Origin of the sequence: Herbiconiux daphne, from assembly GCF_024979295.1 — a bacterium.
In the GTDB taxonomy this organism is placed as follows: domain Bacteria; phylum Actinomycetota; class Actinomycetes; order Actinomycetales; family Microbacteriaceae; genus Herbiconiux; species Herbiconiux daphnes.
Window position 1 is genome coordinate 416,730 of the sequence record NZ_JANLCJ010000005.1, and the last position, 26,685, is coordinate 443,414.

At 71.6% G+C, this 26,685-nt stretch carries 30 protein-coding genes; 17 read left to right on the forward strand and 13 right to left on the reverse strand.

Annotation, left to right across the window (positions count from 1 at the left end; genetic code table 11):
* Window positions 1–2: 2 nt before the first annotated feature.
* A complete protein-coding gene (locus N1032_RS15675) occupies window positions 3–806 on the forward strand; it encodes a nucleotidyltransferase domain-containing protein (protein ID WP_259540093.1) in 804 nt (267 codons plus the stop codon).
* On the opposite strand, the gene N1032_RS15680 is transcribed toward N1032_RS15675, so the two are convergent.
* Genes N1032_RS15680 through N1032_RS15690 form a run of 3 tightly spaced genes read right to left on the reverse strand, consistent with a single transcriptional unit; the run spans window position 803 to window position 4,135 of the window.
* Complete coding sequence (locus tag N1032_RS15680) at window positions 803–1,780, reverse strand: LLM class flavin-dependent oxidoreductase (protein WP_259540094.1); 978 nt, start codon at window positions 1,778–1,780, stop codon at window positions 803–805. The genes N1032_RS15675 and N1032_RS15680 overlap by 4 nt on opposite strands.
* Window positions 1,777–2,877 carry an adenosine deaminase gene (gene add / locus N1032_RS15685; RefSeq protein WP_259540095.1) on the reverse strand — a complete coding sequence of 367 codons (1,101 nt, stop codon included), beginning with the start codon at window positions 2,875–2,877 and terminating at the stop codon, window positions 1,777–1,779. The genes N1032_RS15680 and add overlap by 4 nt, the downstream gene beginning before the upstream one ends.
* A complete protein-coding gene (locus tag N1032_RS15690) occupies window positions 2,870–4,135 on the reverse strand; it encodes an LLM class flavin-dependent oxidoreductase (RefSeq protein WP_259540096.1) in 1,266 nt (421 codons plus the stop codon). The genes add and N1032_RS15690 overlap by 8 nt, the downstream gene beginning before the upstream one ends.
* Window positions 4,136–4,249: 114 nt before the next feature.
* On the opposite strand from N1032_RS15690, the gene N1032_RS15695 reads away from it, so the two are divergent.
* Window positions 4,250–5,392 (forward strand): LLM class flavin-dependent oxidoreductase, encoded by a 1,143-nt coding sequence (locus N1032_RS15695; RefSeq protein WP_259540097.1) that lies wholly within the window; start codon window positions 4,250–4,252, stop codon window positions 5,390–5,392.
* Between the two features lie 51 nt (window positions 5,393–5,443).
* On the opposite strand, the gene N1032_RS15700 is transcribed toward N1032_RS15695, so the two are convergent.
* The 5 genes from N1032_RS15700 to N1032_RS15720 form a co-directional block, all read right to left on the reverse strand.
* Window positions 5,444–6,280, reverse strand: coding sequence for a carbohydrate ABC transporter permease (locus tag N1032_RS15700; protein ID WP_259540098.1), 837 nt, complete (start codon window positions 6,278–6,280; stop codon window positions 5,444–5,446).
* Window positions 6,277–7,224 carry a carbohydrate ABC transporter permease gene (locus N1032_RS15705; RefSeq protein ID WP_259540099.1) on the reverse strand — a complete coding sequence of 316 codons (948 nt, stop codon included), beginning with the start codon at window positions 7,222–7,224 and terminating at the stop codon, window positions 6,277–6,279. The genes N1032_RS15700 and N1032_RS15705 overlap by 4 nt, the downstream gene beginning before the upstream one ends.
* Window positions 7,221–8,468, reverse strand: coding sequence for a sugar ABC transporter substrate-binding protein (locus N1032_RS15710; protein WP_259540100.1), 1,248 nt, complete (start codon window positions 8,466–8,468; stop codon window positions 7,221–7,223). Before N1032_RS15710 ends, N1032_RS15705 begins: the two co-directional genes overlap by 4 nt.
* A 147-nt stretch (window positions 8,469–8,615) precedes the next feature.
* Window positions 8,616–9,986 carry an NtaA/DmoA family FMN-dependent monooxygenase gene (locus N1032_RS15715; RefSeq protein ID WP_259540101.1) on the reverse strand — a complete coding sequence of 457 codons (1,371 nt, stop codon included), beginning with the start codon at window positions 9,984–9,986 and terminating at the stop codon, window positions 8,616–8,618.
* On the reverse strand, window positions 9,979–11,301 hold the full coding sequence (locus N1032_RS15720; RefSeq protein WP_259540102.1) for an amidohydrolase family protein: 1,323 nt from the start codon (window positions 11,299–11,301) through the stop codon (window positions 9,979–9,981). The genes N1032_RS15715 and N1032_RS15720 overlap by 8 nt, the downstream gene beginning before the upstream one ends.
* A gap of 102 nt (window positions 11,302–11,403) precedes the next feature.
* Between N1032_RS15720 and N1032_RS15725 the strand changes: the two genes are divergently transcribed.
* From N1032_RS15725 to N1032_RS15765, 9 genes are all read left to right on the forward strand, one after another.
* Window positions 11,404–12,402 (forward strand): nucleoside hydrolase, encoded by a 999-nt coding sequence (locus N1032_RS15725; protein WP_259540104.1) that lies wholly within the window; start codon window positions 11,404–11,406, stop codon window positions 12,400–12,402.
* A gap of 127 nt (window positions 12,403–12,529) precedes the next feature.
* A complete protein-coding gene (locus tag N1032_RS15730; protein WP_259540105.1) occupies window positions 12,530–13,348 on the forward strand; it encodes an alpha/beta fold hydrolase in 819 nt (272 codons plus the stop codon).
* Window positions 13,345–14,016, forward strand: a complete 672-nt coding sequence (locus tag N1032_RS15735) for an esterase/lipase family protein (protein ID WP_259540106.1) — start codon at window positions 13,345–13,347, stop codon at window positions 14,014–14,016. Before N1032_RS15730 ends, N1032_RS15735 begins: the two co-directional genes overlap by 4 nt.
* A gap of 119 nt (window positions 14,017–14,135) precedes the next feature.
* Complete coding sequence (locus N1032_RS15740; protein ID WP_259540107.1) at window positions 14,136–15,137, forward strand: SDR family oxidoreductase; 1,002 nt, start codon at window positions 14,136–14,138, stop codon at window positions 15,135–15,137.
* A 3-nt stretch (window positions 15,138–15,140) separates the two neighbouring features.
* Entirely contained in the window at window positions 15,141–16,592 is a 1,452-nt protein-coding gene (locus N1032_RS15745; protein WP_259540108.1) for a phytoene desaturase family protein, read from the forward strand.
* A gap of 281 nt (window positions 16,593–16,873) precedes the next feature.
* Window positions 16,874–17,305, forward strand: coding sequence for an SRPBCC family protein (locus tag N1032_RS15750; RefSeq protein WP_259540109.1), 432 nt, complete (start codon window positions 16,874–16,876; stop codon window positions 17,303–17,305).
* A 61-nt stretch (window positions 17,306–17,366) separates the two neighbouring features.
* Window positions 17,367–17,711 carry a hypothetical protein gene (locus N1032_RS15755; protein WP_259540110.1) on the forward strand — a complete coding sequence of 115 codons (345 nt, stop codon included), beginning with the start codon at window positions 17,367–17,369 and terminating at the stop codon, window positions 17,709–17,711.
* A gap of 5 nt (window positions 17,712–17,716) precedes the next feature.
* Window positions 17,717–18,592 (forward strand): polyphosphate kinase 2, encoded by an 876-nt coding sequence (ppk2, locus tag N1032_RS15760; protein ID WP_259540111.1) that lies wholly within the window; start codon window positions 17,717–17,719, stop codon window positions 18,590–18,592.
* Window positions 18,593–18,618: 26 nt separating this feature from the next.
* Window positions 18,619–18,978, forward strand: a complete 360-nt coding sequence (locus N1032_RS15765) for a hypothetical protein (RefSeq protein WP_259540112.1) — start codon at window positions 18,619–18,621, stop codon at window positions 18,976–18,978.
* A gap of 66 nt (window positions 18,979–19,044) precedes the next feature.
* Here N1032_RS15765 and N1032_RS15770 read toward each other — a convergent pair whose 3' ends face one another.
* Window positions 19,045–19,293: a hypothetical protein gene (locus N1032_RS15770; RefSeq protein ID WP_259540113.1), complete on the reverse strand. Its 249-nt coding sequence runs from the start codon at window positions 19,291–19,293 to the stop codon at window positions 19,045–19,047.
* Window positions 19,294–19,340: 47 nt separating this feature from the next.
* Entirely contained in the window at window positions 19,341–19,712 is a 372-nt protein-coding gene (locus tag N1032_RS15775) for a hypothetical protein (protein WP_259540114.1), read from the reverse strand.
* A gap of 82 nt (window positions 19,713–19,794) precedes the next feature.
* Between N1032_RS15775 and N1032_RS15780 the strand changes: the two genes are divergently transcribed.
* From N1032_RS15780 to N1032_RS15790, 3 genes are all read left to right on the forward strand, one after another.
* Entirely contained in the window at window positions 19,795–20,535 is a 741-nt protein-coding gene (locus N1032_RS15780; protein WP_259540115.1) for a histidine phosphatase family protein, read from the forward strand.
* Window positions 20,519–21,481, forward strand: coding sequence for an NAD(P)H-hydrate dehydratase (locus N1032_RS15785; RefSeq protein ID WP_407933043.1), 963 nt, complete (start codon window positions 20,519–20,521; stop codon window positions 21,479–21,481). The genes N1032_RS15780 and N1032_RS15785 overlap by 17 nt, the downstream gene beginning before the upstream one ends.
* Window positions 21,482–21,577: 96 nt before the next feature.
* Window positions 21,578–22,303 (forward strand): alpha/beta fold hydrolase, encoded by a 726-nt coding sequence (locus N1032_RS15790; RefSeq protein ID WP_259540116.1) that lies wholly within the window; start codon window positions 21,578–21,580, stop codon window positions 22,301–22,303.
* Between the two features lie 74 nt (window positions 22,304–22,377).
* On the opposite strand, the gene N1032_RS15795 is transcribed toward N1032_RS15790, so the two are convergent.
* From N1032_RS15795 to N1032_RS15805, 3 genes are all read right to left on the reverse strand, one after another.
* Window positions 22,378–23,424, reverse strand: a complete 1,047-nt coding sequence (locus tag N1032_RS15795; RefSeq protein WP_259540117.1) for an NYN domain-containing protein — start codon at window positions 23,422–23,424, stop codon at window positions 22,378–22,380.
* Window positions 23,425–23,496: 72 nt separating this feature from the next.
* Window positions 23,497–23,922 carry a sigma-70 family RNA polymerase sigma factor family protein gene (locus tag N1032_RS15800; RefSeq protein WP_259540118.1) on the reverse strand — a complete coding sequence of 142 codons (426 nt, stop codon included), beginning with the start codon at window positions 23,920–23,922 and terminating at the stop codon, window positions 23,497–23,499.
* Window positions 23,919–24,812 carry an RNA polymerase sigma-70 factor gene (locus N1032_RS15805; RefSeq protein ID WP_259540119.1) on the reverse strand — a complete coding sequence of 298 codons (894 nt, stop codon included), beginning with the start codon at window positions 24,810–24,812 and terminating at the stop codon, window positions 23,919–23,921. Before N1032_RS15805 ends, N1032_RS15800 begins: the two co-directional genes overlap by 4 nt.
* 248 nt (window positions 24,813–25,060) lie before the next feature.
* Between N1032_RS15805 and N1032_RS15810 the strand changes: the two genes are divergently transcribed.
* Genes N1032_RS15810 through N1032_RS15820 form a run of 3 tightly spaced genes read left to right on the forward strand, consistent with a single transcriptional unit; the run spans window position 25,061 to window position 26,652 of the window.
* The gene (locus N1032_RS15810; protein WP_259540120.1) at window positions 25,061–26,047 is read left to right on the forward strand and encodes a hypothetical protein; all 987 of its coding nucleotides are present in this window, start codon (window positions 25,061–25,063) and stop codon (window positions 26,045–26,047) included.
* 24 nt (window positions 26,048–26,071) lie between these two features.
* A complete protein-coding gene (locus tag N1032_RS15815) occupies window positions 26,072–26,296 on the forward strand; it encodes a hypothetical protein (protein WP_259540121.1) in 225 nt (74 codons plus the stop codon).
* A 2-nt stretch (window positions 26,297–26,298) separates the two neighbouring features.
* Window positions 26,299–26,652 (forward strand): nuclear transport factor 2 family protein, encoded by a 354-nt coding sequence (locus N1032_RS15820; protein WP_259540122.1) that lies wholly within the window; start codon window positions 26,299–26,301, stop codon window positions 26,650–26,652.
* Window positions 26,653–26,685 lie beyond the last annotated feature (33 nt).

Below are 26,685 nucleotides of genomic sequence, written 5' to 3' on the forward strand. Positions count from 1 at the left end.
CCATGAATTCTCCGGAGCTGCAGCAATCGCTGCTCGACCTCGTTCTGCCGCGGATGGCGGCCGACGAACGGGTCGTGGGGGTGGCGGTCGCAGGATCGCTCGCCTCCGGAACCGGCGACGAGTTCTCGGACATCGATCTCGTGGTGGTGATCGATGACGCCGCCTACCCCGACGTCTCCGCCGATCGGCTGGAGGCCGTCGGGTCGTGGGCGCGGCTCGTCGCCGGCTTCACCGGAGAGCACGTCGGCGAGCCCCGGGTGGTGATCACCCTGGCCGGGCCGCCGCTCGTGCACGTCGACGTCAAGCTCGTCGACCTGGCGGGCTTCGCCGACCGCGTGGCCGACCCGTCGATCGTGCACGACCCGGCCGGCCTGCTCGCCCGGGCGATCGCCGAGCATCCGCTGGTCTCGCGCCCGTTCGACGTGCAGTGGGTCGAGGACCGGTTCTGGGTCTGGGTGCACTACGCCGCCACCAAGCTCGGTCGCGGCGAGCTGTTCGAGGTGCTCGATCATCTCGCGTTCGTGCGCGGCGCCGTGCTCGGCCCGCTCGCGGCATTGCACGCGGGCGTCGAACCGCGGGGAGTGCGGCAGCTCGAGCGGCTCGCGCCGGTCGAGGCGGCCGAGCTGCGGGCGACCGTCAGTGGCTACGACCGGGCGGATGCCGCTCGGGCGGTCGTGGCGAGCGTGGAGCTCTACCGGCGCTGGCGAGAGGGCCACGACGTCGAGAAGCGGGCGCTCGCCGAGGAGCTGGCGATGGACTATCTCGCAGGCATCCTCGCGCGTGACGAGGTGGCCGGCCGGAGCTAGGCGGAGGGCTTCGCGAAGCGGCTGGGCTGCCAGGGCAGTCCGAGGCGGGAGGCGAAGGTCGGCGCCGGTGCGGACGGGGTGGTCGCGCCCGGGAGCGCCGCGGGCGAACGCTCCAGGTCGCCCAGCACGTGACTCAGGAGCCCGGCCGGAACGGTCACCCGCAGGAGCGTCGTGCCGGAGCCGGCGGTGCGCTCGGGGTCGAGCCGCCCCGTCTGCCGTGCGACCTCGTCGAGCAGGCCGGCGGCGGAACCGGCGTTCGTCCGCACGATCCGGGCAGGGGGCACGCCGCTGGGCGACCGGTCGTCGCTCGTCGCCGGGGCCGAGAGCCGCGCGGCGCCCTGCTCGTCGGCGAGGAACACCGGCGGCCGGCCCTGCGGTGGCCGCGGCGTGATCAGCGGTCCCTTCACCCGGAAGTACCGCCCGTCGTGGTCGATGTGGTGGATCTTCGCGTTGTCGACGTAGCGCCCGGTCGCGATCTCGCGGATCTCGGCGCCGTCTTCCCACGAGTCCCAGAGGTCGCCGAGCACCACGGCGAACTCGACGGCCTGGGCGGCGCGGCCGGCGGCATCCAGATCGGTCGCGGCGGGGAAGAACCGGTCGGCCGTGGCCGATCGCGCCGGGTCGAGCAGGAGGCCGGCCCGGCCGGCGCTCGCGAAGTCGAGCGTGGCGATGGCCTTCGCCACATGGAACGGCTCGGCGTAGTGGCTCGACGCGCTCGCGAGCAACGCGACCCGGCTCGTGCGGCGGGCGACGAACGCGAGCGCGTCGACCGCGGAGAGGCGGGGGCCGCCGTCGGCCACGCGCGCCAGCGGATCGTCGAGCGCGACGAAGTCGAAGCCGAGCGCGTCGGCGCGGGTCGCGGCATCGGCGAGCGCGGCGACCCCGGCGGCCCCGCCGTCGGCGCCGATCCCGTCGAGCCCGAGCCCGACGAGCACGCGCGCCGCGGTGCTCCCGGGCGCCTGCGATGAGCTCACGACGCCTCCCCGTACGCCGCGCCGACCGAGCCCGCGCCGGCCGGGCCCGCGCCGCCCGGGCCCGCGCTGCCCGAGCCCTGGCCTCCCGCCCAATGGGCCTCGCCGATCGCGCGCAGCCGCTCCGCCATCTCGGGCCCCGACACCTGCCCCAGCACGCCGGCCTCGAACAGACTCCGCGGGTCGGCTCCCACCGAGCGGGCGAAGGCGTGCTCGACGCCGAGATCGGTGCCGAACATCGCCGGATCGTCGGTGTTGACCGTCACCGGCAGGCGCAGCTCGAGCATGGCCCTCAGCGGATGCTCGTCGAGGCTCCTCACCACCCGGGTGCGCAGGTTCGAGGTGGGGCACACGTCGAGCACGATGCCGCGATCGCGCAGCTCGGCCACCAGTGCCGGGTCGTCGATCGCCCGGAAGCCGTGGCGGATGCGCGCCGCCCCCAGCAGCTCGACGGCCTCCCGCACCGACGACGGCCCGGCATCCTCACCCGCGTGCGGCACCGCGGCGAGCCCGCCATCGCGCGCCCGCTCGAACAGCTCGGCGAACGCGCTGGTCGGCGCCGCCCGTTCGCGCCCGCCGAGCCCGATGCCCACGATGCCGCGATCGCGGAACCGGATCGACTCCTCCACCAGCTCCCGGCTCAGCGCGGGCGGCCGGTTGCGGTCGATGTCGGGAGTGAGTCGCACGATAACCCCGGTCTGCTCGAAGGCGTCCTGGATGCCGTCGGTGAACCCCTCGAACAGCTCGCGCCCCTCGATGCCCCTGGCGTAGTACTGGCCGGGCGAGAAGATGCCCTCGAGGTAGACGGCCCCGAACCCCGCCGCCTCACGGGCGTAGTCGACCACCACCTGGCGGAAGTCCGAGGCGGTGAACAGCACGTCGGTCGTGACGTTCCACACGTCGATGAAGTGGTCGAAGTCACGGAAGTCGTAGAACCGCTCCAGCTCGGCGAGCGTGTCGACCGGCAGCGCCACACCGTTGCGTCGCGCCAGCGTGAACAGGGTCGCCGGCCGCACGGCCCCCTCGAGGTGCACGTGCAGCTCGATCTTCGGGTAGGCGCCGGATGCCGCGGCGGCGCCTGCGCCGGGTGCGTCAGTCATCGCCGACCACCGCGGCCCCCTCGCGCAGATGGTGCTGCAGGGTGTCGCCCGAGTAGCCCGCGCGGTACACCCCGAGCTCCTGCAGCTCGGGCACCACCCGGTCGACGAACTCGTCGAGACCGCTCGGCACCACCGAGGGGTTCACCACGAAGCCGTCGGCCGCGCCGGACTGCACCCAGGTGTTGATCTGATCGGCCACCTGCCGGGGGGTGCCGACGAAGTCGCGCCGGGCCCGCACGGTGCTGAGCAGCTGGCGGGTGGTGAGCTGCTGCTCTTCGGCGATGCGCCGCCAGCCGGCCACCAGCACCCGCGCATCCCGCTCGCCGCCGACCTGGCCGCGCGCGAACGCGTCGGCGTGATGCCAGTCGGGGTCGAAGTCGGGCAGCGGCCCGTCGACGTCGAAGTCGCTGAGGTCGTGCCCCCACACTTCTTCGAGCAGAAAGGCGGCGACACGGGGAGTCATCTCGAGTGCGCGCCATTCCCGCAACCGCTCCTCGGCCTCGGCGGGGGTGTCGCCCAGCACGAACGCCGTGCTCGGCATGATCACCACGTCGTCGTCGCGGCCGAGCGCCCGCCGGCGCGAACGGATGTCGCGGCAGAACGCCCGCGACTCCTCGATGCTGCGGCGCCCGGCGAACACCACTTCGGCGTGCGCGGCCGCGAGATCGCGGCCCTCGGCCGAGCCGCCGGCCTGCACGATCGACGGCTGCGGGCCGGCCACGGGCGCGAAGGCGGCGTCGTCGTCGTCGCCCGACCAGAGCCGCTGCACCTCGCGGATGAAGGCGTCGGCCTGACTGTAGCGGTCGGCGTGCGCCACCATGCGGTCGGGCCGGAAGTTCGACGACGCCCCGATGCCGAAGGTCGTGTGCGAGGTCACGACGTTCCAGCCCGCCCGGCCGCCCGAGAGGTGGTGAACGGCCGCGAGCCGCCGGGCGACGTCGTAGGGGTCGGAGAACGTGGTGCCGATGGTGGCGACCAGCCCGATGCTCTCGGTCTCGGCGGCCAGCGCCGAGAGCACGGTGAGCGAGTCGGGCTTGTCGAGGATGGCATGGTCGATCACCCGCCCGCGATGCTCCTGCAGCCAGTTGGCCTCGGCGAGGAAGACGAAGTCGAAGGCGCCGCGCTCGGCGCTGCGGGCGAAGTGCCGGAAGGCCTCGAACTCGATCTGGCTGCCGGCATCCGGATGGCTCCACAGCGTGTGATGGTGGTCGTTCGGGTAGAAGGCGCCCAGGTGCACCTGCCGAAGACCGTCGCTCATCACACCTAATCTAGGGGAGCGCGACGGCGCACGAGGGCAGATGTCGCTGTGTGACCACGCGCCGGGATGCGCGGCCCGGGTTTGGCAGGATGGGCACGTGCTGCGAGACCTGCCATGACCGCAATCCCCCTCTCCGTGCTCGACCTGGTGCTGGTGCCCGAGGGCGGCACGCCCGCGGCGGCGCTCGCCGAGTCGGTCGAGCTGGCCCGCGCGGCCGACCGGGCCGGGTACGCCCGGTTCTGGCTCGCCGAGCACCACCTCTACCCTGGGGGCGCCGGAGCGGCGTCGTACCTGCTCGCCCCGACGATCGCGGCGGCGACCGGCAGCATCCGGGTCGGCACGGCGGTGATCGTGATCGACAACCACTCGCCGCTGCAGGTGGCCGAGATCGCGGGCACGGCGGCGGCGCTCACGGGCCGCGGCTTCGATCTCGGCATCGGCCGAGGGGGCCCGGGCGCCGAGGTGCGCGAGCGCGGGCGGGCGTCGAATGCGCGCCTCGAGGGCGGCGACCTGCGGCCGGGGCCCGTCGGCCCGAGCCACACGGTCGACGGCGTCGTCGTGCCGGCGCGCGTGGTGCATCCGTTCGCCGACGTGCGCGCCGGGCTCAACGACCGGCTGCTCTCGCGAACCCCTGGCGACCCCGCGGACTTCGGCGAGCAGGTCGACGACGTGCTCGGGTTCTTGCGCGGCGACTACCGCGCGCCCGAGGGCGTGCCGGTCGTCGCGACCCCCGCCGAGGGTGCCGACGTCGAGGTGTGGATCCACGGCAGCTCGGCCGGCGTCAGCGCCGAGGTGGCCGGCCGCAACGGCCTGCGGTTCGGGGCCAACTACCACTCGGTGCCGCAGACCGTCTTCGAGACCGTCGCGGCCTACCGCGAGGCCTTCGTGCCGTCGGCCGAGCTCGACCGCCCGCACCTCGCCGTGTCGGCCGACGTGCTCGTCGCCGACACCGACGACGAAGCCGAACGGCTCGCGGCACCCTTTGCGCTATGGCTGCACACGGTGCGCACGCGGTATGCCGCCGACCCGTTCCCGAGCCCGCAGACCTTCGCACGCTTCCCGTGGACCGCCGATCACACGGCGATCGTGGCCGACCGGCTCGAGAGCCGCATCGTCGGCTCACCCGCGACGGTCGTCAGGCGCCTGCGGGCCCTCGCCGCCGCGACCGGCGCCGACGAGCTCGTGGTCTCGACGCAGGCGCACGCCCTGGCCGACCGCATCCGCTCCTACGAGCTCCTGGCCGACGCCTGGCGCTGACCCGAGCTGGCGCTGACCCGAGCCGCCGTCCCCGGCACCCCCCCCGGTGAATCAGCGCCCGCCGCCCACCGCGATGCCGGCCTTGATGTAGCGCTGCGCCGCGAACACCACGATGAGCGCCGGCACGCTCGCCACGAGCGACGCGGCCATGACGGCCGCCCAGCTGGTGACCTGCGAGCTGGTGAGGGCATAGACGAACACGGTCATCGGATACATCTGGTCCTGGGTCACGAGCGTGAGCCCGAAGAGCAGGTCGCCCCATGCGAACAGGAACGTGAAGACGCCCGCCGTGATGATGGCGTTCCGCGACAGCGGCACCACGATGCGCAGCAGACTTCCGATCGGGCCCAGCCCGTCGAGCTTGCCCGCCTCGACGATGTCGTGGTCGAGACGCAGCATGAAGGCGCGCAGCACGATCACCGCGAACGGCACACCGGCCGTGGCATCCGCGAGGATCAGCCCGACGTAGGTGTTGAGGATGCCCCACGAGTTGAACATGGCGTAGAACGAGTTCGCGAGCACGATGCTCGGGATCATCTGGGCGAGCAGCAGCAGCACGAGGGCGACGCCGACCGTGCGCGAGCGCACCCGGCTGAGGGCGTAGGCGGCGGGGACCGCGATCACCAGGGTGAGCGCCACCGATCCGAAGGCCACGATCAGGCTCACCCGCAGGGCGTCGAGGCCGTCTTCGAACACCGTGCTGTAGCCGTCGAGCGACGGCGCGGGAGGAACCCATTCGATGTTCGCCGACGTGACTCCCGGCTGGAGCGACGCCGAGAGCATCCAGAAGATCGGAAAGAGGTACACCACGAGGATGGCGACACTCGCGAGGGTGAGCAGCCAGCCGACGCGACGGCGACGGCGGCGGGAGACGGGCACGGCGGTCATCGTTCGCTGCGCTCCCGCCGGCCCGACAGCCAGGTGTAGACCGCGGCGAAGGCGAGGCTGATCACGAGCAGCACGATGCCGTAGGCCCCGGCGTTGCCGAACTCGAACAACTGGAACGCCGAGCGGTAGGAGAGCAGGCCGAGGGTGACCGTGTTGTCGGCCGGGCCGCCCTGGGTGAGCACGAGCACGAGGTCGACGATCAGCAGGGTGTAGATGACGCTCATCACGACGAGCACCGAGATCACGGGCCAGATCGCCGGAACCACGATGTGCAGCAGCCGCTTCCACGCCCCGGCGCCGTCGAGTTGCGCGGCCTCGAGCTGTTCGTCGGGCACTTGTTTGAGGGCGGCGCCGAGGATCGTCACCCAGTAGGGCAGCCCGCTCCAGATCGCCACCGCCACCACGGCCCAGAGCGCGGTCGTCGGGTCGGCGAGCCAGGCGTTGGTGGGCAGGCCGAGGGTGTGCAGGATGTCGTTGACCGCTCCGTCGCCCGAGAGCAGCCACTTCCAGATGGTGCCGACCACCACGGCCGGTAGCAACCACGGGATGAGCAGCAGCATCGGCAGCCAGCGGCTGCCGGGGAAGCGGCGGTTGAAGTGCAGGGCCAGCGCGAAGCCGACGACGAGCTCCACCACCACCGAGACGACGGTGATCACGACGGTGTTGAGAACGGCCTTGCCGAGCAGGGGCGAGGCGAAGATGTCGGCGAAGTTGTCGAGCCCCACGAAGGGGGCCTTGCCGGTGAAGAAGGTGCCGGTGGTGAAGTCGGTGGTGCTCATGTAGACGCCGTAGCCGAGCGGGAACACGAAGCACAGGGCGAAGAAGACGATCGCCGGAACGAGGAATGCCAGCTGTTCGGCCCGGCTGCGGCCGGCCAGCGACAGGCCTCGCCGGCCGGACCGCGAGGGTTCCGGCCGGCGAGGCCCGGCGACTGCCCGGGTCACTGGCTCTTGACTGCCTCTGCCAGCGCGTCCTTCGCGCTGACACCGTTCACGGTGGCGTTCTGGATGGCGGTGACGTACTGCTGCTGCAGGGTGTTCCAGTCGGTGCCGAGGGTGGCGGTGTTGACGGCGGTGGGCACGGCGTCGACGAACGGCGCGGCTCCCGGAACCTGCTCGACGAAGCCTTCCTGAGCGCTCGTCAGGGCGGGGATGTAGCCGCCCTGCACGGCCGTCTCGAGCTGGTTCTCCTCCGACGCACGGCACTCGACCAGAGCGGCCGCGGCCTTCGCCTTGTTCTCGTCGCTCTGAGCGGCGACGCCGTAGGCGTAACCGAGCAGGCCCACCTTGGGCTCCTCGCCGGCCGTCAGCGTCGGGAAGGGCGCGATGCCGTAGTCGAAGTCGGTGGGCGTGACGAGCTGCCACGGGCCGGTCACCGTGATCGCGGCCTTGCCGCCGGTGAACTGGTCGGTGGCGTCCCAGCCCCAGTTGACGAACTCCTTCGAGAGGCTCCCGTCGTCGACCAGCGTCTTGTAGAGGTCGACGGCCGCGACCGCTCCGTCGCTGGTGGGGTCGGCGGGGTCGCCGCCGGCGCTCAGCAGGAACGGCAGGAAGTAGACCGGCGCGGCGCCGTCGACGGCGTTGCCGGCGAACGAGACGCCGTAGCGGCCGTCTTGCGTGAGGGTGCGGGCGTCGGCCTCGAGCTCCTCGAAGGTCGCGGGCGGCTCGGTGATGCCGGCGGCCTCGAAGGCGGCCTTGTCGTAGAACAGCGCGTAGTCCTCCACCTGCACCGGCAGGCCGTAGAGGGTGTCCTCGTACTGCCCGAGCGCGGCGACGCTGTCTTCGAGCCCGTCGGTCGTGACGCCGAGCGGCCCCAGGTCGGACAGCACGCCCTGCGAGGCCAGCAGCGGAATCTGCACGTCCGTCGACAGCAGCGCGATGTCGGGCAGCGACTTCGAGCTCGCGGCCTGCAGCAGCTTCGAGGTGTAGTCACCCGTGATGGTCTGGTTGTCGACTTCGATGTTCAGCTGGGTGGCGCAGTCGGCGAAGTACTTCTCCTGCAGACTCTGGTAGGGGTCGTAGTCGATGTTGTTCCAGACGGTCAGCTTCACGCCGCCGAAGTCGGTCGACGAGCCGCTGTCGGTCGATGACGCGGTGCCCGACGAGGAGCAGCCCGCGAGGGTGAGAGCGCCCGCCACGGCGACCGCGGTGAGCGTGGTCGGCAGGGCGCGCTTCGGAATCAGTGCCATGTGATCGAGGTCCTTTGTTCGTGCTGGGACACTCAGTCTTATCAACGCTGGGCCGGGCCGCCACCGAATCGTAATGCGGGGGAAACACAGCGAAAGAAACCGTAACAAACCGGCCTCCGCACGGCGCCCGTGAGCCCTAGGAAGGGCTCAGCCGCGACGCACGGCGGCGGCGGGGTGATCGGCCGGCAGCAGGTCGGCCCGGTCGTCGCGCAACCGCGAACGCAGGGTTCCGGATGCCGGGAAGCCGCCGAACAGGCCGCGCTCGCGCAGCTCCGGCACGAGCAGTTCGGTGAACTCGTCGAGCGAGCCGGGCGAGATGAACTGGTGGATGAGGAAGCCGTCGACCCCGGACTCGTCGACGAAGCGCTCCACGTTGTCGGCGACCTCCGTGGGCGTTCCGATGAAGCGGTCGTCGGCGAAGGCGGTCACCTTGCTGAACTGCCGCCGCACGTCGCCGGCGAGCAGCGGTGGTGTGTCGGGTTTGGTGCCCGCGATCTGCGTGGCGTTGGTCTGCTGCTTGGCGAGCGGCTCGTCGTCGCGGTAGGCCGAGAAGTCGATGCCGCTCCACCCCGCGTAGGCCGCGAGCTGCGCCTCGGAGGAGTAGTACGACTGGAAGTCGTCGATCTTCTGCTGCACCGCGATGCGGGTGGGTGCCACGATCTGGTTGAGGCCCACGACCGCGCGGATCTGCGACGGGTCGCGACCCAGTTCCTCGGCCCGGCGGCGGATGTCGGCGAGCCCCTCTCTGATCTTCACCGGATCGGATTCGCCGACGAAGATGAGCTCGGCGTGCGTGGCCGCGAACTCGCGCCCGCGCGGCGACCAGCCGGCCTGGATGAGCACCGGCGTGCGCTGCGGCGACGGCACGCTGAGGTGCGGGCCCGCGACCTGGAACAGGCTGCCGCGGTAGTCGATCTGATGCACCTTGGCGGGGTCGGCGAAGCGGCGCTCGGCCTTGCTGCCGATGAAGGCGTCCTGCTCCCAGCTGCCCTCCCAGAGCCGGTAGACCACGTCGAGGAACTCGTCGCCGCGGTCGTAGCGGGTGTCGTGCGCTATGACGTCGAGGCCGAAGTTCGCGGCCGCGCCGGGCAGGTAGGAGGTGACGATGTTCCAGGCGATGCGCCCGGCGGTGAGGTGGTCGAGCGTGCTGAACCGGCGAGCGTGGGCGAACGGATGCTCGTAGGTGGTCGACACCGTCGCGCCGAAGGCGATGTGATCGGTGACGGCGGCGAGGGCGGGGATGTGCAGCAGCGGGTCGTGGGCCGGAAGCTCGACGCCCCACTCGAGCGCGGTGTCGGCCGAGCCCCGGTAGGTGTCGTAGAGCCCGAGCACGTCGCCGAAGAAGAACAGGTCGAGGCCGGCCTCTTCGGCCCGCCTGCCGAGATCGAGCCAGTACCGCAGGCCGAGAGCGGACAGGCGCTCGTCGGCCGGATGGGTCCAGAGGCTGACCGCGCCGGAGCCGTTGCCGATGCAGGCTTGTTCGTAGAGGCCCCAGAGCAGTGGGCTTCGGTCAGACACGGATGCCTCCTCGTTCGTCGGCCGCCGTGGCGAGCCAGAGCGGCTCGCCACGGGTGAAGGTCGCAGTCGTCGCGGTCGTTCCCGTCTCGACGAGTTCGTGCAGGGCGTCGGACGGGTCGGCGCTCGCGGTGTCGAACACGGCGAAATCGGCCCTCGTGCCGGGGCGCAGGGCGCCCGTCGCGTCCGGCCCGTCGGCGAGTCCCAGCGCGCGGGCGCCGCCCAGGGTCGCCGCGTCGAGCAAGCGGGCGGCGAGGTCGGGGGCGCGGTAGCCCTGGGCGCGGGCGAGGGCGTGGAGGGCCGCGACATCCGCCAGCACCGAGAGCGACGGAGCCGACGAGAGCGAATCGGTGCCGACGGCGAGGGCGTTGCCCTCGGTGAGATAGGCGGCGACGGGAGGCGGCTCGAGCCCGATCACGGCGTTCGAGCGCGGGCACAGGGCCACCGACACACCGCGCGCCCGCAGCAGCGCGCGGTCGTCGGCGTCGACGTAGATGCCGTGCGCCAGATGAGTCGTGGGCGCGAGGGCGCCGAGCGAGTCGAGGTAGGCGATGCTGCCGAGTCCCACTCCGCCGCCGGCGAGCAGCTGCAGGTCGGAATGGCCGTAGCGCCGCCACTGGTCGGCCAGGGTGCCCGTGCCGGTGCGGGTGAACTCGTCTTCGGAGGCGGCCTCGGCGGCGTGGATGTGCTGGCGCAGACCGAGCTCGGCGACCAGGGCCACGAGGTCGCGGAGCACGTGGGTGTCGAGCGAATAGACGGCGTGGGGCGAGAGCCCGGCGGCCGGGGGAGCGGGGATGCGCGCGAGTTGTTCGAGCACCGTGCGCCGGCCCTCGTCGCGCCACCGGGCGGCCTTCCAGTTGAAGACCTCCCAGAACGCCACTCCGTGCAGCCCGGCATCGTGCAGGGCGCTCGCGGCGGCCGGGTCGGTGACGACGTCGGCCACCGCCGTCGTGCCCGACCGGATGGCCTGCTGAGCGCCGTCGGCGGCGGAGGCGGCCCAGTCGTGCGGCGCGACGTAGGCGGCCTGGAACGATCGCGACCAGTTCTCGAAGCCGCTGTAACGGCCCCGGCCGACCTCGGCCATGTCGGTGTACTGCAGGTGCGTGTGGGCGTTCACGAGGCCCGGCGTGATCGTTCCGCCCCACTCGACCCGGCGGGTTCCGTCGACGTCGCGGAAGGTCGCGCTGAGCTCGTCGTGGCCGCCGACGGCGACCACCCGTGCGCCTCGCACGGCGATCGCCCCGTCGGCGATGGGCGGCGCCCCGACGGGCAGCAGCACCGGCGAGCGGTGGAGGGTGAGAGGGGCGTTGGCGTTCACTTCCGCCGAGCATAGGTCGTGCGGCCGACCGGGCGCCAACCCCGGTCGTAACAGCCCGTAGTGAACGGCTCGGGTGCGGTCGCGGCCCATTAGTCTCGACTCGTGCCGACCACCGACTCCGCCCCTGACACCCTGACCGACTCCGTGCGCCACGTCGTGGTCGACACCGACACCGGCATCGACGACGCGCTGGCGCTGCTCTATCTGGCCGGCCGCGACGACGTCGAGATCTCGGCCATCACGAGCGTCTACGGCAACACGCCGGTGGAGTCATCCGTCACCAACATCGCCCGGGTGCTGAAGGTGGCCGGCCTCGACGACGTGCTCGTGGCCAAGGGCGCCGCCGGGCCGCTCTCGGGCGAGCCCCTGATCGCCGCCGCCGTGCACGGCCGGGACGGCCTCGGCGACCTGTGGTCAGACCCGATCGCGCCGAAGAACCTCTCGCCGCTGTCGGCGGCCGAGCTGCTCGTCGAACTCGGCCGGTCGCGGCCCGGCTACTACGACCTGCTGCCGATCGGCCCGCTGACGAACCTGGGGCTGGCCCTCGAGATCGAGCCCGACCTGCTGACGCTCTACCGTTCGGTCGTGATCATGGGCGGATCGGGGCCGTTCCCGCCGCTCGGCGAGGTGCTCATGGTCGACGCCAACATCAACAACGACGCCGAGGCGGCCGCCCGGGTGTTCGCCGCGCCCCGCAACGAGCTCGTGATGGTGGGCGTGAACGTGACGGCCGGCACGATCGTCGACGAACAGGCCATGCAGGCCCTGCACCGCGCGGGCACCGAGTGGGGCACTTTCTCGGCCCAGGTGCTCGAGGCGTACGTCGACTTCTACCAGACCGCGTGGGGCCGCCGGGTGTCGTCGGCCCACGACGGACTCGCCGCCGCGCTGCTCGTGCAGCCCGAGTGGATCACGAAGTCGGTGCGCGGGCCGGTCAACATCACGACCGACGGTTACGCGTCGCGCGCCCACCTGGTGCGCACGGCGGAGGGGCTGCCGGTGAGCTGGCCGACCACGCCCGCGCCCGACACGCTCGTGGTGCTCGAGGTCGACCGGCCGGCGTTCCTGGCCGACTTCATCCGGGTGCTCTCCGGGCGCTGACCCCGCGCGCCGTCTGCCGGCGCACCCGTGCCGGTGCCCGCGTGCCGTCTGCCGGCGCACCCCGTGCCGGTTCGGGCCGCGGGGCATACGGTGAGGGAATGGGTTCCAGAGCAAGGCGCGGTGCACCGTGGGGGAGCGGCTGACGCGAGACGACCGCCGCATCACGACCGGCGCCGGTGTCTACCGCGTGCTGTCGTCGATCAGGGCACCGGATGCCGCGACCTCAGGCCGGCCCCGGCCCCACGCCGTGGTGCTCATCCACGGCATCGGCACGTCGCACCGCTACCTGGCGAAGCTGCACGCCGAGTTCGAGACCGCGGGTGACGTCTATTCCATCGACCTGCCGGGCTTCGCTGGGCTGCCGAAGCCGGGCACCGCACCGGGTGTGGCCGCGATGGCCGCCGGGCTCGCCCGGGTGCTCGACGAACTGGGCGTGAGCGACGCCGTGCTCGTCGGCCACTCGATGGGCGCGCAGTGGGTGGTCGAACTCGCGGTCGAGCGGCCCGATCTGGCCGCCACCGTGGTGGCCATCGGCCCCGTGGCCGACGACCGGCACCGCACGCTCCTCGCCCAGTCGGCCGCGCTCGGCCTCGACGTGCTGGGCGAGACGCCGGCCGTCAACGCCGTCGTGCTGGTCGACTACCTGCGCTGCGGGCCGGTCTGGTTCCTGCGCGAGTCGCGCCCCATGCTGACCTATCCCCTCGAAGACCGGGTCGCCCTTCTCACGATGCCGTTCCTCGTGCTGCGCGGCGGCAACGACCCGATCGCCGGAACGTCGTGGTGCCGCCGGCTGCGCGATCGCGCGCCTCATGGCCGGTTCGTGGTGGTGCCGGGGCATCGGCACGTGGTGCAGTTCACCGCGCCGCGTGCGGTGGCGGCCGGCATCCGCTCGTTCCTCGCCGGCATCGCGGCGGGTGAGCCGCGGGCCGGCGCCTGGGTGTCATGACGACGTCGTGGCCGCGAGCGCTCGACTGGTGGGTGCGCGATTACGCCTACGCGCTCTACTGGCAGGCGCGCGCCCTCGTCGACCGCACCGACCCGGCGTCGTTCCGCGGCGGGTCGCGCGTGCCGATCGTCGTCATCCCGGGGGTCTACGAGACCTGGCGGTTTCTGGAACCGCTCATCCGGGCGCTGCACGAGCGCGGGCATCCGGTGCACGTCATCGACGCGTTGCGCTGGAACCGGCGGCCCGTCGCGGAGGCGGCCGGCGAGGTGACGGCCTACCTCACCGAGCACGACCTGCACGGTGTGGTGATCGCCGCCCACAGCAAGGGCGGGCTCGTGGGCAAGCACGTCATGTCGCTCGGCGCGGGGGCCGCACGCGTGGAGTCGATGCTCGCCGTGGCGGCACCGTTCGGCGGCTCGCGCTACGCCCGCTACCTGTTCGCGCCGAGCCTGCGCATCTTCCGGCCCGACGACGAGACCATCGTGGCGCTGTCGCACCAGGCCGCCGTGAACTCCCGCATCGTGTCGGTCTACGGGCAGTTCGACCCGCACATCCCGGGCGGCAGCGAACTGCCCGGCGCCACCAACGTCGAGCTCGACACCGGCGGGCACTTCCGCATCCTCGCCAACCCACGCGTGCTCGGCGAACTGGCGGTGTTGGCGGAGTGACGGTTCATCGCATTTTCACAGTCGCGCACCCGTTGCGGTGAGGCCGAACTCCGGCCAGGGTCAGGAGTCACCCGACCGAAAAGGACGACAGCCATGAGTTCCACCGAAAAGGCATCATCATGAGCCGGGGCGTGGCCGTCGTCACCGGGGGCACCGCCGGCCTCGGGCGCGCGATCGTGCGCTCTCTCGCCGGACGGGGCTGGGATGTCGCGGTGCTCGCTCGTGGCGAAGACGGGCTCGACGCCGTGGTCGACGAGATCACGGCCTACCACCGCAAGGGTCTCGGCATCTCGACCGACGTCTCCGACCGCGAGGCCGTGGAGGAGGCCGCCACCCGGGTCGAGCGCGAACTCGGGCCGATCAGCCTCTGGGTGAACGACGCCATGGTCGGCGCCTTCGCCGAGTTCCTCGACACCGAGCCCGCCGACTTCGAGCGTGCCACCGCGGTCAACTACTTCGGCTTCGTGAACGGCACCCGCGCCGCCCTCTCGCGCATGGTTCCGCGTGGCCACGGTCACGTCATCCAGATCGGCTCGGCGCTCGCGCACCGCGGCATCCCGCTGCAGGCGGCCTACTGCGGGGCGAAGCACGCGGTGCAGGGCTTCACCGAGTCGGTCACCACCGAGCTCATCCACCGCAAGAGCCCGGTGCGCATCTCGACCATCGACATGCCGGCCATGAACACCGTGCAGTTCAACTGGGTGAAATCGGCCCTGCCCGACCACCCGCGGCCGATGGACGTCATCTTCGAGCCCGAGGTGGCCGCCCGCGTGGTGGCCTACGTGGCCGAGCATCCGCGCCGCCGCACCTGGGTGGGCCTGCCGACCGCCAAGACCGTGATCGGCAACCGGTTCGTGGCCGGGTTCCTTGATTGGTACCTGGCGCGCACCGGCTACGACGGCCAGCAGGCGCCCGACAAGAGCGAGCCGATGCTGCCCGACAACCTCTACGAGCCCGTGCCCGGTGACCAGGGAGCGCGGGGCATCTTCAGCGACAGCGCGAAGTCGCACTCGCTGCAGACCTGGTTCCTGCGGCATCGGCGGCCCGTCGTCGCCGTCGCGAGCGGTGGCGCCGCGGTCGGGGCCGCCGGTCTGCTCGCCTTGGTGCGGAAGAAGGCCTGACCCATGCCGAGCGCCGTCGACGTCGCCGTGGTCGGCGCGGGCCCCAACGGCCTCGCCGCGGCGGTCACGATGGCGCGTGCCGGTCTGTCGGTGCGGCTCTACGAGCGCAACGCCACGATCGGCGGCGGCGCGCGCACGGCCGAGTCGACGCTGCCCGGCTTCTGGCACGACGTGTGCTCGGCGGTGCATCCGATGGCCCTGGCGTCGGGATTCTTCAGGCAGTTCCAGTTGTCGCAGCGCATCGGCCTCGTGGTTCCCGAGGTCTCCTACGGGCATCCGCTCGACGGCGGCCGAGCCGGAATCGCCTACCGCGACCTCGAGCGCACCGCGCAGGGTCTCGGCGTCGACGGCGACGCCTGGCGCCGGCTGATGGGCCCGCTCGCCCGAGCTGCCGACCAGGTGGCGCAGTTCGCCGGGTCGCCGTTGCTGCGCATCCCGGCGCATCCGGTCACCGCCGCCCGGTTCGGCCTGCGGTCGCTCGAGCAGGGGTCGCCGCTGTGGAACCTGCGATTCCGCGGCGACGAGGCGCCGGCGATGCTGACCGGCGTGGCGGCCCACAGCATCCGCCCCATGCCGAGCCTGTCGACCGCGGGCGCGGCCCTCTCACTCGGCGCCTACGCGCACGGGCGCGGCTGGCCCGTTCCGGTGGGCGGTAGCCAGTCGATCGTCGACGCGCTCGCCGCCGATCTGGTGGCGCACGGCGGGGAGATCGTGACGGATGCCCCGATCGAGCACCTCGACGAGGTGCGGGCCGCGCGAGCGGTGATGCTCGACGTCGCGCCGAAGAACCTCGCCCGCATCGCACACGACCGGCTGCCGGCGGGTTACCTCGCCGCCCTCCGCCGCTTCCGCTACGGCAACGCGGCGTCGAAGGTCGACTTCGCGCTGAGCGGGCCGGTGCCGTGGCAGAACGAGGAGTTGCGCCGGGCCGGCACCGTGCACGTCGGCGGCACCCGCGTGGCGATCGCCGCCTCCGAAGCCACCGTCGCCTCGGGCCGACACTCGGACGACCCCTACGTGCTGGTGGCGCAGCCGTCGACCTTCGATGACACCCGCGCACCCCAGGGGTCACACGTGCTGTGGGCCTACACGCACGTGCCCCGCGATTCCGACGTCGACCAGACCGAGGCGATCACTCGGCAGATCGAGCGCTTCGCACCCGGGTTCCGCGACCTCGTGCTCGCGTCGAGCTCGCGCACGGCCCGCGACCTCGAGAATTACGACCCCAACTACATCGGCGGCGACATCGCGTCGGGCACCGCCAGTCTCTGGCAGCTCGCCGCCCGCCCGGTGCTGTCGCTCAACCCCTGGGCGACCCCGGCCGCCGGCGTCTACCTGTGCTCGTCGTCGACGCCGCCCGGCCCCGGCGTGCACGGCCTGGCGGGCTGGTATGCCGCCCGGCGCGCCCTCTCAGCCGAGTTCGGCATCGCCGTGCCGCCCTCGCTCGCCGTGTGATCATGAGTGATCGCGTGAGAACCCTCGCCCCTACCCGGGCCCGCGCCGTCTCCGGTCGCGGAAAAGCACCTACGCCGCCTCCCAGCGAGCACTTTGCGCGACCACGAGCGAGCGGCGTCGGCCCAACCAGCGCCGCGCTTTGTTCCCCGCCGGTCTCGCGCCGTCTCCGGTCGCGAAAAGGCACCCAAAGTGGACGCCAGAGAGCACTTTGCGCGACCGCGCCCGCTCCCCGACCGCACCCTCCTCGCGCGGTTCCCACCCCTCCCAGATCGGATGACATCGTGTCGACCAACACCCGCTTGTTCCACTGCCCGCCCGAGAAGGTCTTCGAGGTGCTCGCCGACGGCTGGCTCTTTCCGGTCTGGGTGGTCGGCGCCTCGCGCATGAGAGCGGTCGACGATGCGTGGCCGGCTGAGGGCAGTGAGTTGCATCACTCGTTCGGGGTGTGGCCCGCCGTGATCGACGACGTCACGACGGTGCTCGAGTGGGATCCGCCGCGCCGCATGGTGATCGTGCCCGCCGGCTGGCCCCTCGGTGAGGCGAAGGTCACCCTGCAGGTGAAGCGCCGCGGCGACGGCTGTGTGGTGCGCATCGACGAAGAGGCGATCAAAGGCCCGGGCGCGCTCGTGCCGGGGCCGATCATGGACGTGCCGTTGCACATCCGGAACGTCGAGACGCTGCGGCGGCTCGCCTACATCGCCGAGGGCCGGTAGTCCGCTGAGCATCCGAGCGCAACCCCTCGCCGCGCCGCGCGGTCGGTGGTCGGCTGAGGGCATGGACAGAGTTCACTACTCCGGAGACTCGGTGCTCACCGGAACCGACATCGCGAGGGCACTGCTGGTCTACGCCGACGCGCTCGCGAAGGCCGAGCGTTCGGCCACCGTCGACATTCCGACGCGGCTCGACGACGGAGGAACGGGGCGGTCGACGTTCTTGCTCGGGCCGGCCAGCCAGCTGGTCTCCGACTTCGTGCCGGGCGAGCACGATGAACTGACGGATGCCGCGCTCGTGACCTGGCTCACCGAACAGACCCGCCTGGTGCTGCACCGGCACGCGGTGGCGCCCGTCACCGCGACCGAAGAGCCCGCGCCGCAACTGCGCTGGACCGAAGAGATCTGAGAGAGATGACGTCTGAGAAGCACGACACGAAGCACGACAAGAAGCACGCCAAGAACGCCTCGAAGAGTGGCAAGAAGCACGGGCACGGAGGCTCGCGCCGCCTCGACAAGACGGCCTACGAGAAAGAACTGCGCCGGCTGCAGATCGAGCTCGTCAGCATGCAGCAGTGGGTGACCGCCAACGGCGCGCGCGTGCTGGTGATCTTCGAGGGGCGCGACGCGGCGGGCAAGGGCGGCGCGATCAAGCGGGTGATGCAATACCTCAACCCGCGGAGTGCCCGCGTGGTGGCGCTGCCGCAGCCGAGCGAGCGCGAGAAGGGCCAGTGGTACTTCCAGCGCTACATCGAGCGGCTGCCGACGACCGGCGAGATCGTCTTGATGGACCGCTCCTGGTACAACCGGGCCGGCGTCGAACGCGTGATGGGCTACTGCACCGACGAGCAGTACGACCGCTTCCTCGATCAGGTGCCGGCGCTCGAGCGCATGCTCGTCGACGACGGCATCATCGTGCTGAAGTACTGGTATTCGGTGAGCGACACCGAGCAGGAGAAGCGGTTCCGGTCGCGTCTCAACGACCCGATGCGGCGGTGGAAGCTCTCGGAGACCGACCTGCTGTCGATCACGAAGTGGGAGGACTACTCCCGGGCGAAAGACGCCATGTTCGCCGTCACCGACATCGACGAGGCGCCATGGTGGACGATCGAGAGCGACGACAAGCGGTCGTCGCGCATCAACACCATCAACCACCTGCTGAGCCAGATCCCCTACGAGCACCTCGACCCCGACGCGGTCGACTTTCCCGAACGGCCCGGAGCCCTCGACGAGGCGCGACCCCCGATCGGTGAGCACCGGTTCGTGCCCGACCACGCTGCGGCCCTGTGACGGCGCCGTGACGGACCTGTGACGGCATGAGCACACTCGCCACCGCGGAATCCGCCGACGAGCGGCGACTCGCCCGGCTCGAGCGCCACGCCGCCGTGCTCTTCGTGGGAGCGGCGCTCGCAATGGCGATCGTGTGCGGTGCTGTTATCTCGTCGGGCTGGTTCGCCGGCGTGATCGAAGACCATTGGGAACGCCTGTTCTGGGCCGGCGCCCTGCTCGCCGGTCTCATGGTGGCGGTCTTCGCCGCGGCCGCGGTGCCGGGCGGTTGCGATGCGCGCCGGTCGTGCCGTCGCATCACGTGGCTGCTGCGAGCAGGGCTCGCACTTTTCGTGCTCGCCCCGACGCTCTGCGTGCTGGCCCTCGTGGGCGACTTCTACTGGAGCTGACGGCGTAGTGGCCCTGACGGCTTACTGGCACTGACGGCATACGGGAGCTGGCGGCGCCGGTTGCCGTCAGACGTTGCGGGCGCGCTCGGCGATCGACTCGCGGATGGCCTCTTCGTCGACGTCGATCTCACCCACGTCGTCGGGGCCGCCGACACCCGGAACCGACTTCACCGCCGACGAGTCGATGTCGGGATCGTCGAGGTGGGCCGAGGTTCGCGGCTCGTCCTGGGCCTGTTCGGTCTCCCGCCCGCTGCCGGGGCTGTAGGACATGTCCTTCTGAACCGTGCCCTCGTCGTTACCGCTCTGAATCGCCATGCTCCGACGCTACGACCGATCGGCGTCTGCGCAACCCCGGGCGCCGGTCAATCCTGGCCGTAGAGCTCGAAATCGAGAAAGTCGAGCTCTGACGCCCGCCCGGTCTCGCCCCACGACTCGGCGGCGACCGCGATGCTCGAGACGTCGTCGATGCGCACCCGGCTGCTCGCGGTGATCAGCACCTCGGTGCGCCGGCTCTTCTCCTCGACCATCACGAACGCACCGCCGGCGCGCACCGCCGTCTCGATGTCGGTACACAGCCGCTCCACGGACTGCCGATCGTGGAGCCTGAACCTGTCCTCGTGGATCTTCACCCAGAACACCATGCGTCGCCTGCCTCCCGGGGCCCCGTGAGGCCCGTCGTATCGGTCGTGCGAATCGTCGCTGTGGCCATCCGCCGGCGAGGTCTTGGCCAGCACTGCCCACCCTACGCTCGTGCCGCCGAAAGCGATCGTCGCGGCAAAATGTCCGCTCGCGGGTGGTTCGGCATAGCGTGAGGGAATGGGTGCCACAGAGATCTGGCTGGTGCGACACGGCGAGAGTGTCGCGAACGTGATCGCGACCGCCGCGCAAGAGGCGCATGCCGAGCAGATCGATGTCGAGTGGCGCGACGCCGACGTGCCGCTGTCGCCCACGGGCGAGAAGCAGGCCGCGGCGCTCGGGCACTGGATCGCCGAGCACGCGCACTACGGCGTGCCGGCCACCACCTGGAGCTCGTCCTACCTTCGGGCGCGCCAGACGATCGCGTTCGCGCTCGCCGAGGCGGGCATCCACATGACGGCTCGCGTCGACGAGCGCCTGCGGGACCGCGAGCTCGGCATCCTCGACCTGCTCACCCCCGACGGCGTCGAGGCCCGCTTTCCCGACGAGGCGGCCCGGCGGCGATGGCTCGGCAAGTTCTACTACCGGCCACCGGGCGGCGAGTCGTGGGCCGACGTGGCACTGCGCATCCGCTCGTTCCTCAGCGACGTCGATGCCGACGACGACAACGGCACCGTGCTCGTGGTCGCCCACGACGCCGTCGTGATGCTGTTCCTCTACGTCTGCAACGAACTGAGCGAGGAGCAGATCCTCGACTTCTCGCTCACCCACGTCGTGACCAACGCCTCGGTCACGCGGCTGGTGCGCCCGAGCGGTGTGGGCCGCTGGCAGGTCGCGTCGTTCGCCGAGCACGAGCACCTCGACGAGCTCGAGGTCGAGACCACCGAGCACCCGGGAGACAAAGATGTCGACATCCACTGACGAACCGAACGCTGACGAGGAGACCACCGACGGGGCCGCCGGGAATCCGGATGCCGCGCCGGGGGTGACGGTCACGCCCGGCATGCTGCGCGAATGGCCGCTGCCGTCGCCCGGGGCCTCGAAATACGAGCGCGGCCAGGTGGTGATCGTGGGCGGCGACCGCCGATCGCCCGGAGCCGCGTTGCTCGCGGCCGAGGCGTCGCTGCGGGTCGGCGCCGGGCGACTGACCCTCGCCCTGGCCGAGGGCGCGGCGATCGCCGCCGCGGTCGCGCTGCCCGAGAGCGGGGTGGTCGCGCTGCGCGAGACCGACGATCGGCAGATCGACGGCACCGCGATCGATGCGGCGGCCGACGATCTGGGCGACGCCGACGCCGTGCTGGCCGGGCCCGGGCTCGACGACGCCGAGCAGGCGCTGGCCCTCGTCGACCGCCTGCCGGCGCTCGTCGGCGACGAGACCGTCGTGGTGCTCGATGCCTACGCACTCGGCGTGCTGCCGCGATCGACGGTCGGCGACGCCTTCGCCGGCCGGCTCGTGCTCACCCCGAACCTCGGCGAGGTCGAGCGACTGCTCGAAGCGGCCGGCAGCGCCGACGCCGGGCTCGGCGACGACCCCGACGACGACGCCCTCGACGCCGCGGCGCATTCGGTGGCGCGCGCCTACGGTGCCGTGGTGTCGTGTCAGCGCCGGGTGGCGCATCCCGACGGCCGGCTCTGGCTGATCGGCTCGGGGCACGGCGGCCTCGGCACCTCGGGCAGCGGCGACGTGCTGGCCGGGGCGATCGCCGGCCTGTGCGCCCGGGGCGCCTCGCCCGAGCAGGCGGCGGTGTGGGCGACGCATGCCCACGCGGCCGCGGGCGACCGGCTCGCCGTGGCGGTCGGGCCGCTCGGCTTCCTCGCACACGAACTGCTGGCCGAGCTGCCCCGGGTGCTCGTCGAGGTGGGCTGACAAGCCTGCTTCAAAAGTCGTAATCGCCGTCGGCCCCTCGGGCATATTCTTCAGCCACATCACCGCTGTCGAAATGCTCCACGAAAGGGAATTGACGTGACCAAACCCACCATCGTGCTGGTGCACGGAGCCTGGGCCGACGGCTCCAGCTGGAACGCCGTCGCCACCGAGCTGCAGAGCCAGGGCTTCACCGTTCTGGTGCCGCCGAACCTGCTGCACGGCGTCGCCAGCGACGCCGCCTACATCTCGGCCTTCGTCGCCGAGCGCACCACCGGGCCGGTCGTGCTCGTCGGCCACTCCTACGGCGGCTTCGTCATCACGAACGCCCAGCTCACCGACGACGTGAAGGCGCTCGTCTACGTCGACGCCTTCATTCCCGACGAGGGCGAGTTCGTGTTCCAGCTGCTCGGCGGCTCGGGTTCGGCGCTGGCGGTGCCCGATCCCACCACCGTGCTCGACCTCATCCCCTACCCGGGCGCCCCCGAGGGCGACCTCGAGGCCTTCCTCAAGGCCGACACGGTGCACAACGCGTTCGCGCAAGACCTGCCCGAGGCCGACCGCTGGCTGATCCACGCCACCCAGAGGCCCATCACGCTGAGCGCCAACACCGCGCCCTCGGCGGCCCCGTCATGGAAGGGCCGCCCGGTGTGGGCCGTCGTCGGCACCGAAGACCTCGTCATCCCGCCGGCGGTGCTGCGCTCGATGGCCGAGCGCGCCGGGGCGACCATCACCGAGGTCGCAGCTTCGCACGTGTCGATGGTGTCGCATCCGGATGTCTCGATCGCGGCCATCCTCGCCGCCGTCGAGGCGATCGGCGAGTAGCGCCCCCACCGCAGCACGAGGGCCCGCACGGACGAACCGTGCGGGCCCTCGTCATGCTGTTACGAGAGACGGCCTCAGCGGTGAGCGGCCACCCCGGGCCTCAGGCGGATGAGCCGCTGGGGGCCCTCCTCCTCGAGTTCGGCGACGTCGGAGCGCGACGAGAGAAAATCGGTGAACGAGCGATAGCCGAGCGGCTTCTCGTTGAACGACGGGTCCATGCGCCGCATCTGGTTCTTCACGGTGCCGGTGTTGAGCCACTCGTCGGCGTCGCCCTTCGCGTGGCCGATCTGCAGTGCACGAACGAGCAGCTCGGTCGCGACCGTCTGCGGGTTGATGTCGTCGCCGGGCTCGGGCTCGTCGAACTGGGCGTCTTCGGTGTGCGAGAAGGTGGGGATGGTGGTGGCCTTGCGCGGCCGGCCCGGCGCCTTCTCTGCCGCGGGTTCCGGCTCGGGTGCGGCCCCGGTGGGTGCCGCGGCCCGGCGGCCGCTCGCTCGCCGGCTCGACGTCGTCGCCGGGGGCGGGGCGCTGGGCGCCGCCGTGACCTTCTCGACGCCAGGGAGCGAGTCGTAGTCTTCGAACTCGTCGCACGCGGCGGCCAGCGAGGTGCTGGTCGAGCCGGCCACACCGATGCCCACCACGAAGCGGCCGAGGCGCTTCGACTTCTGCGCCAGGGCGATGTAGTCGGAGTCGCCCGCCACGATGATGACGTGCGTCAGGTCGGGCAGGCGGAACAGGTCTTCGACCACGTCGACCGCCAGCCGGATGTCGGCGCCGTTCTTCGTGCCGCGCGTGGTGGTGGTGAACAGCTGGGTCAGGTCGACCGCTCGCGACATGAGCTGGCGCTGGTAGCTCGCGTTCACCGGCACCGACCAGTCGGCGTAAGCCCGGTTCACGACCATCGTGCCGAACGAGGCCGCGAAGTCGATGATCGCGTCGAAGTCGACGGTGGCCGCGGCGAGCCGAGCGGCGACCTCGGGGTCGGCATCCGGGCTCGTGCGATCGAAATCGCGGATGCCGTCGCGCTGGAAGGCGTTGCGCCCGTGCAGCTGCTGGTAGCGCGAGATGACGATGTTGTCGAAATCGATGTAGAGACCGACGCGGGAATCGTTCGGTTCGGTCATGGTGTGCTCCTCAGCCGCCGGCGGCGGCCCCGGTCGTCGTCCGGTCAGTTCAGTCTGCCATCCCCGGCGAGGTCATCGCTCGTTCCAGTGCCGCAGCTTCTGCGGGTTGACCACCACCCACAGCCGCTCGATCGACGCGCCGAGCATGGCGACCGTGAGCACCGCAACCACCCGGCCGTCGGCACGCTGCAGGGCCAGGCCTGGCGCGCCGTTGACCAGGTGCGAGGTGGCCCCGGCCACGTCGTTCGCGGCCCACAACGCCGCGAGCGCCTCGGCGACGGCCCGCCGCCCGCGTGCCGAGGTCGCGGGAACGCGGATGACGCCGCCGGTGTCGATCGTCAGCTGCGAGTCGTCGTGCAGCAGCCGCCTCGCGCCCTCCTCGTCGCCGGATTCGAGCGCCGTGGCGAGCGCGCGCACTGCCCGGTCGCAGCGCCGCTTCGCGCGGGCATCCGTGGTGGTGAGGCGCTGCAGCCAGCCGGCGAGTGGTCGCCGGGTCATGCCTCCACCGCGGAGACATGGCGCAACTTGTCGGGGCTCATCACCCAGAGCAGCTGCAGGATGCCGCCGGGGGAGGCCGTGACCGTGACCACGGTCGTCACCTCGCCGTCGACCGAGAGCGTGGCGGCCGGCTGGCCGTTGACGGTGACCCAGCCGATGCTCTTGCCCGCCCAGAAGTGGCTCGAGAACGCCGAGATGAACCTCGCCGCCCGCGAACGGCCCACGACCGGTTTGCGGGCGGCGAGCTTCACGCCGTTGCCGTCGGTGTAGCTCACGATGTCGTCGGCGAACAGTTGCTCGAGCTCGGCGACGTCGCCCTTCTGGGCCGCCACGAGGAAGGCCTCGAGCAGCCGGCGCGACTCGGCCGCGGGCACGGCGTCGCGCTGCCTCGCCGAGAGGTGCTTGCGGGCCCGGCTGACGAGCTGGCGGGCGTTGGCGGTCGACGAGCCCACCACCTCGGCGATGCGCTCGTAGGGGTAGTCGAGCGCCTCGCGCAGCACGTAGGCGGCCCGTTCGGTGGGCGTCAGGTTCTCGAGCAGCAGCAGGCAGGCCATTTCCAGGGCTTCGGTGGTCTCGGCGCCGAGCGACGGATCGGCCTCGGTGTTGACGGGTTCGGGCAGCCACGGCCCGATGTAGGTCTCGCGACGGGAGTGCGCCGACTGCAGCAGGTTGATCGAGAGGCGGGTGGCGATGGTGGTGAGGTAGGCGGCCGGCTCGTCGACCTGGTGGAGGTCGACGGCCTGCCACCGGATCCACGTCTCCTGCACGATGTCTTCGGCGTCGGAGACGGAGCCCAGCATGCGATAGGCGGTGCCGAAGACCCGGCGCCGCTCCCTCGAGAAGAGGGCGAGCGCGTCGTCATCGTCGTCGTGGTCGTCGTGGCGCTGCATCGGTGCTCCTCGTTCGTCGTGCGGTGTCGTCGTGGGCGGTGTCGTCGTGTGCTGTGTCGCCGTGTGCCGCTGCCTTCCTCAAGCTTGACCGCGCGGCCGGCCGATCTGTGACAAACACGTTCGATCTGTGGAGAACTGTGCTCGGCGGCGGAAAGGTGTAGAGATGGAGGCGAACGAGGAGGTGGTGTTCCATCGACGACGAGCTGACCGAATGGCTGCTCGACTCCGACCCCGCTATCCGGTGGCAGGTGCTGCGTGACCAGGGGGCGCACGATCGAGCCCAGGCGGAGCGGCACCGCATCGCCACCGAGGGCTGGGGCAGCCGGCTGCTGGCCACCTCGCGGCCCGACGGATCGTGGGGCGGCGACCACGAGCGCGATCGCTGGCGCTATGCCCTCTACACGCTCCATCTGCTGCGGGAACTCGGCGTCGATCCGGCCGATGCCCGGGTGCGCGAGGCCGTCGACCGCACCCGCCTCGGCTTCACCTGGGGGCCCGAGTTCGGCGACAGCCCGTTCTTCGACGGCGAGGAGGAGGCCTGCATCAATGGCCGAGTGCTCGCCATCGGCGCCTCCTTCGGTGTGCCGAGCGACGCTCTCGCCGCCCGGCTCGTCGGCGAGCAGCTGAACGACGGGGGCTGGAACTGCGACGCGCCCCCGAGCATCCGTTCGTCGTTCCACAGCACCGTGTGCGTTCTCGAGGGGCTGCTCGCCTATGAAGAGGCGCGGACGTCGCCGAAGGCGACTCAGCGGACGCAGGAGCCGGCAGCGGGCGGACACACGGATGCCGCGGCTCCAGCGGCGGCCGACGACACCGTTCGCCGAGCCCGCGAGGCCCGCCGGCGCGGCGAGGAGTACCTGCTCGAGCGCGGCCTGCTGCGGTCGAAGACGACAGGCGAGCTGATCGATCCGAGCTGGGCGCGTTTCGGTTTTCCGCCGAACTCCGACTTCGACGTGCTGCGCGGGCTCGAGCATCTGCGCGCGGCCGATCGGGCCGCCGGCACCCGCGAGCGCGCCACCGATCCGCGCATCGCCGAAGCCGTGCAGCTCGTGCGCGACGAGCGTCGGTCCGACGGGCGTTGGCTGCTGTACGACCACGACCTCAGCCATCAGCACGTCGTGATGGAGACCCCCGGCGAACCGAGCCGCTGGGTGACGCTGCGCGCCCGGCGCGTGCTCGACTGGGCCGAGCCGCGGCCCGAGGCCAGGGCCGAGGCCCGGACCGCTCAGCCGTAGTCACGTCGGCCGGCATTCACTAACGTGGAGCGAGACGAATACCCGCCCGGCACGACCACCGAACGACAGGAGACCGCGATGCACGATCTGAAGGGTTCCGCCGCCCAGCGCCTCGAGCAGCTCGCGGCCGTCGACTCCGACGCCGCCACGACCGAGTGGCTCACCCGCCAGCTCGAGCTCGCGCTCGCCGAGCTCGCCGCCCTCGAGCCGATCGCCGACGCCGCCCGCGAAGCCAACGAAGACTACTGAGCATGGCGACTGCCCGAGAACTGCTGCTCGCGAACCTTCGCGACGTGTTCGGCAACCGCGACGCGGTTTCGCGCCGCCGTGCGATCGACGAGACCTATGCCGACGACGTCGAGTTCACCGATCCGGAGGAGACGGTCGTCGGCCGCGACGCGCTCGAGAAGAAGGCGGCGTCGCTGCTCGACGGCGCTCCGGCCGAATTCGTCTTCGCCGAAGACGGCATCGCCTATGCCGACGCCGAGATGGGGGCACAGAGCTGGACGTTCGGCCCTGCGGGCAACCCGGCGGCTCGGGGCATCGACCTGATCACCGTGCGCGACGGTCGCATCAGCGTCTTGCGCACCATCCTCGCGGAGTGACGACGGCGGCTCCGGCCCGCGGGCCGGCCACCC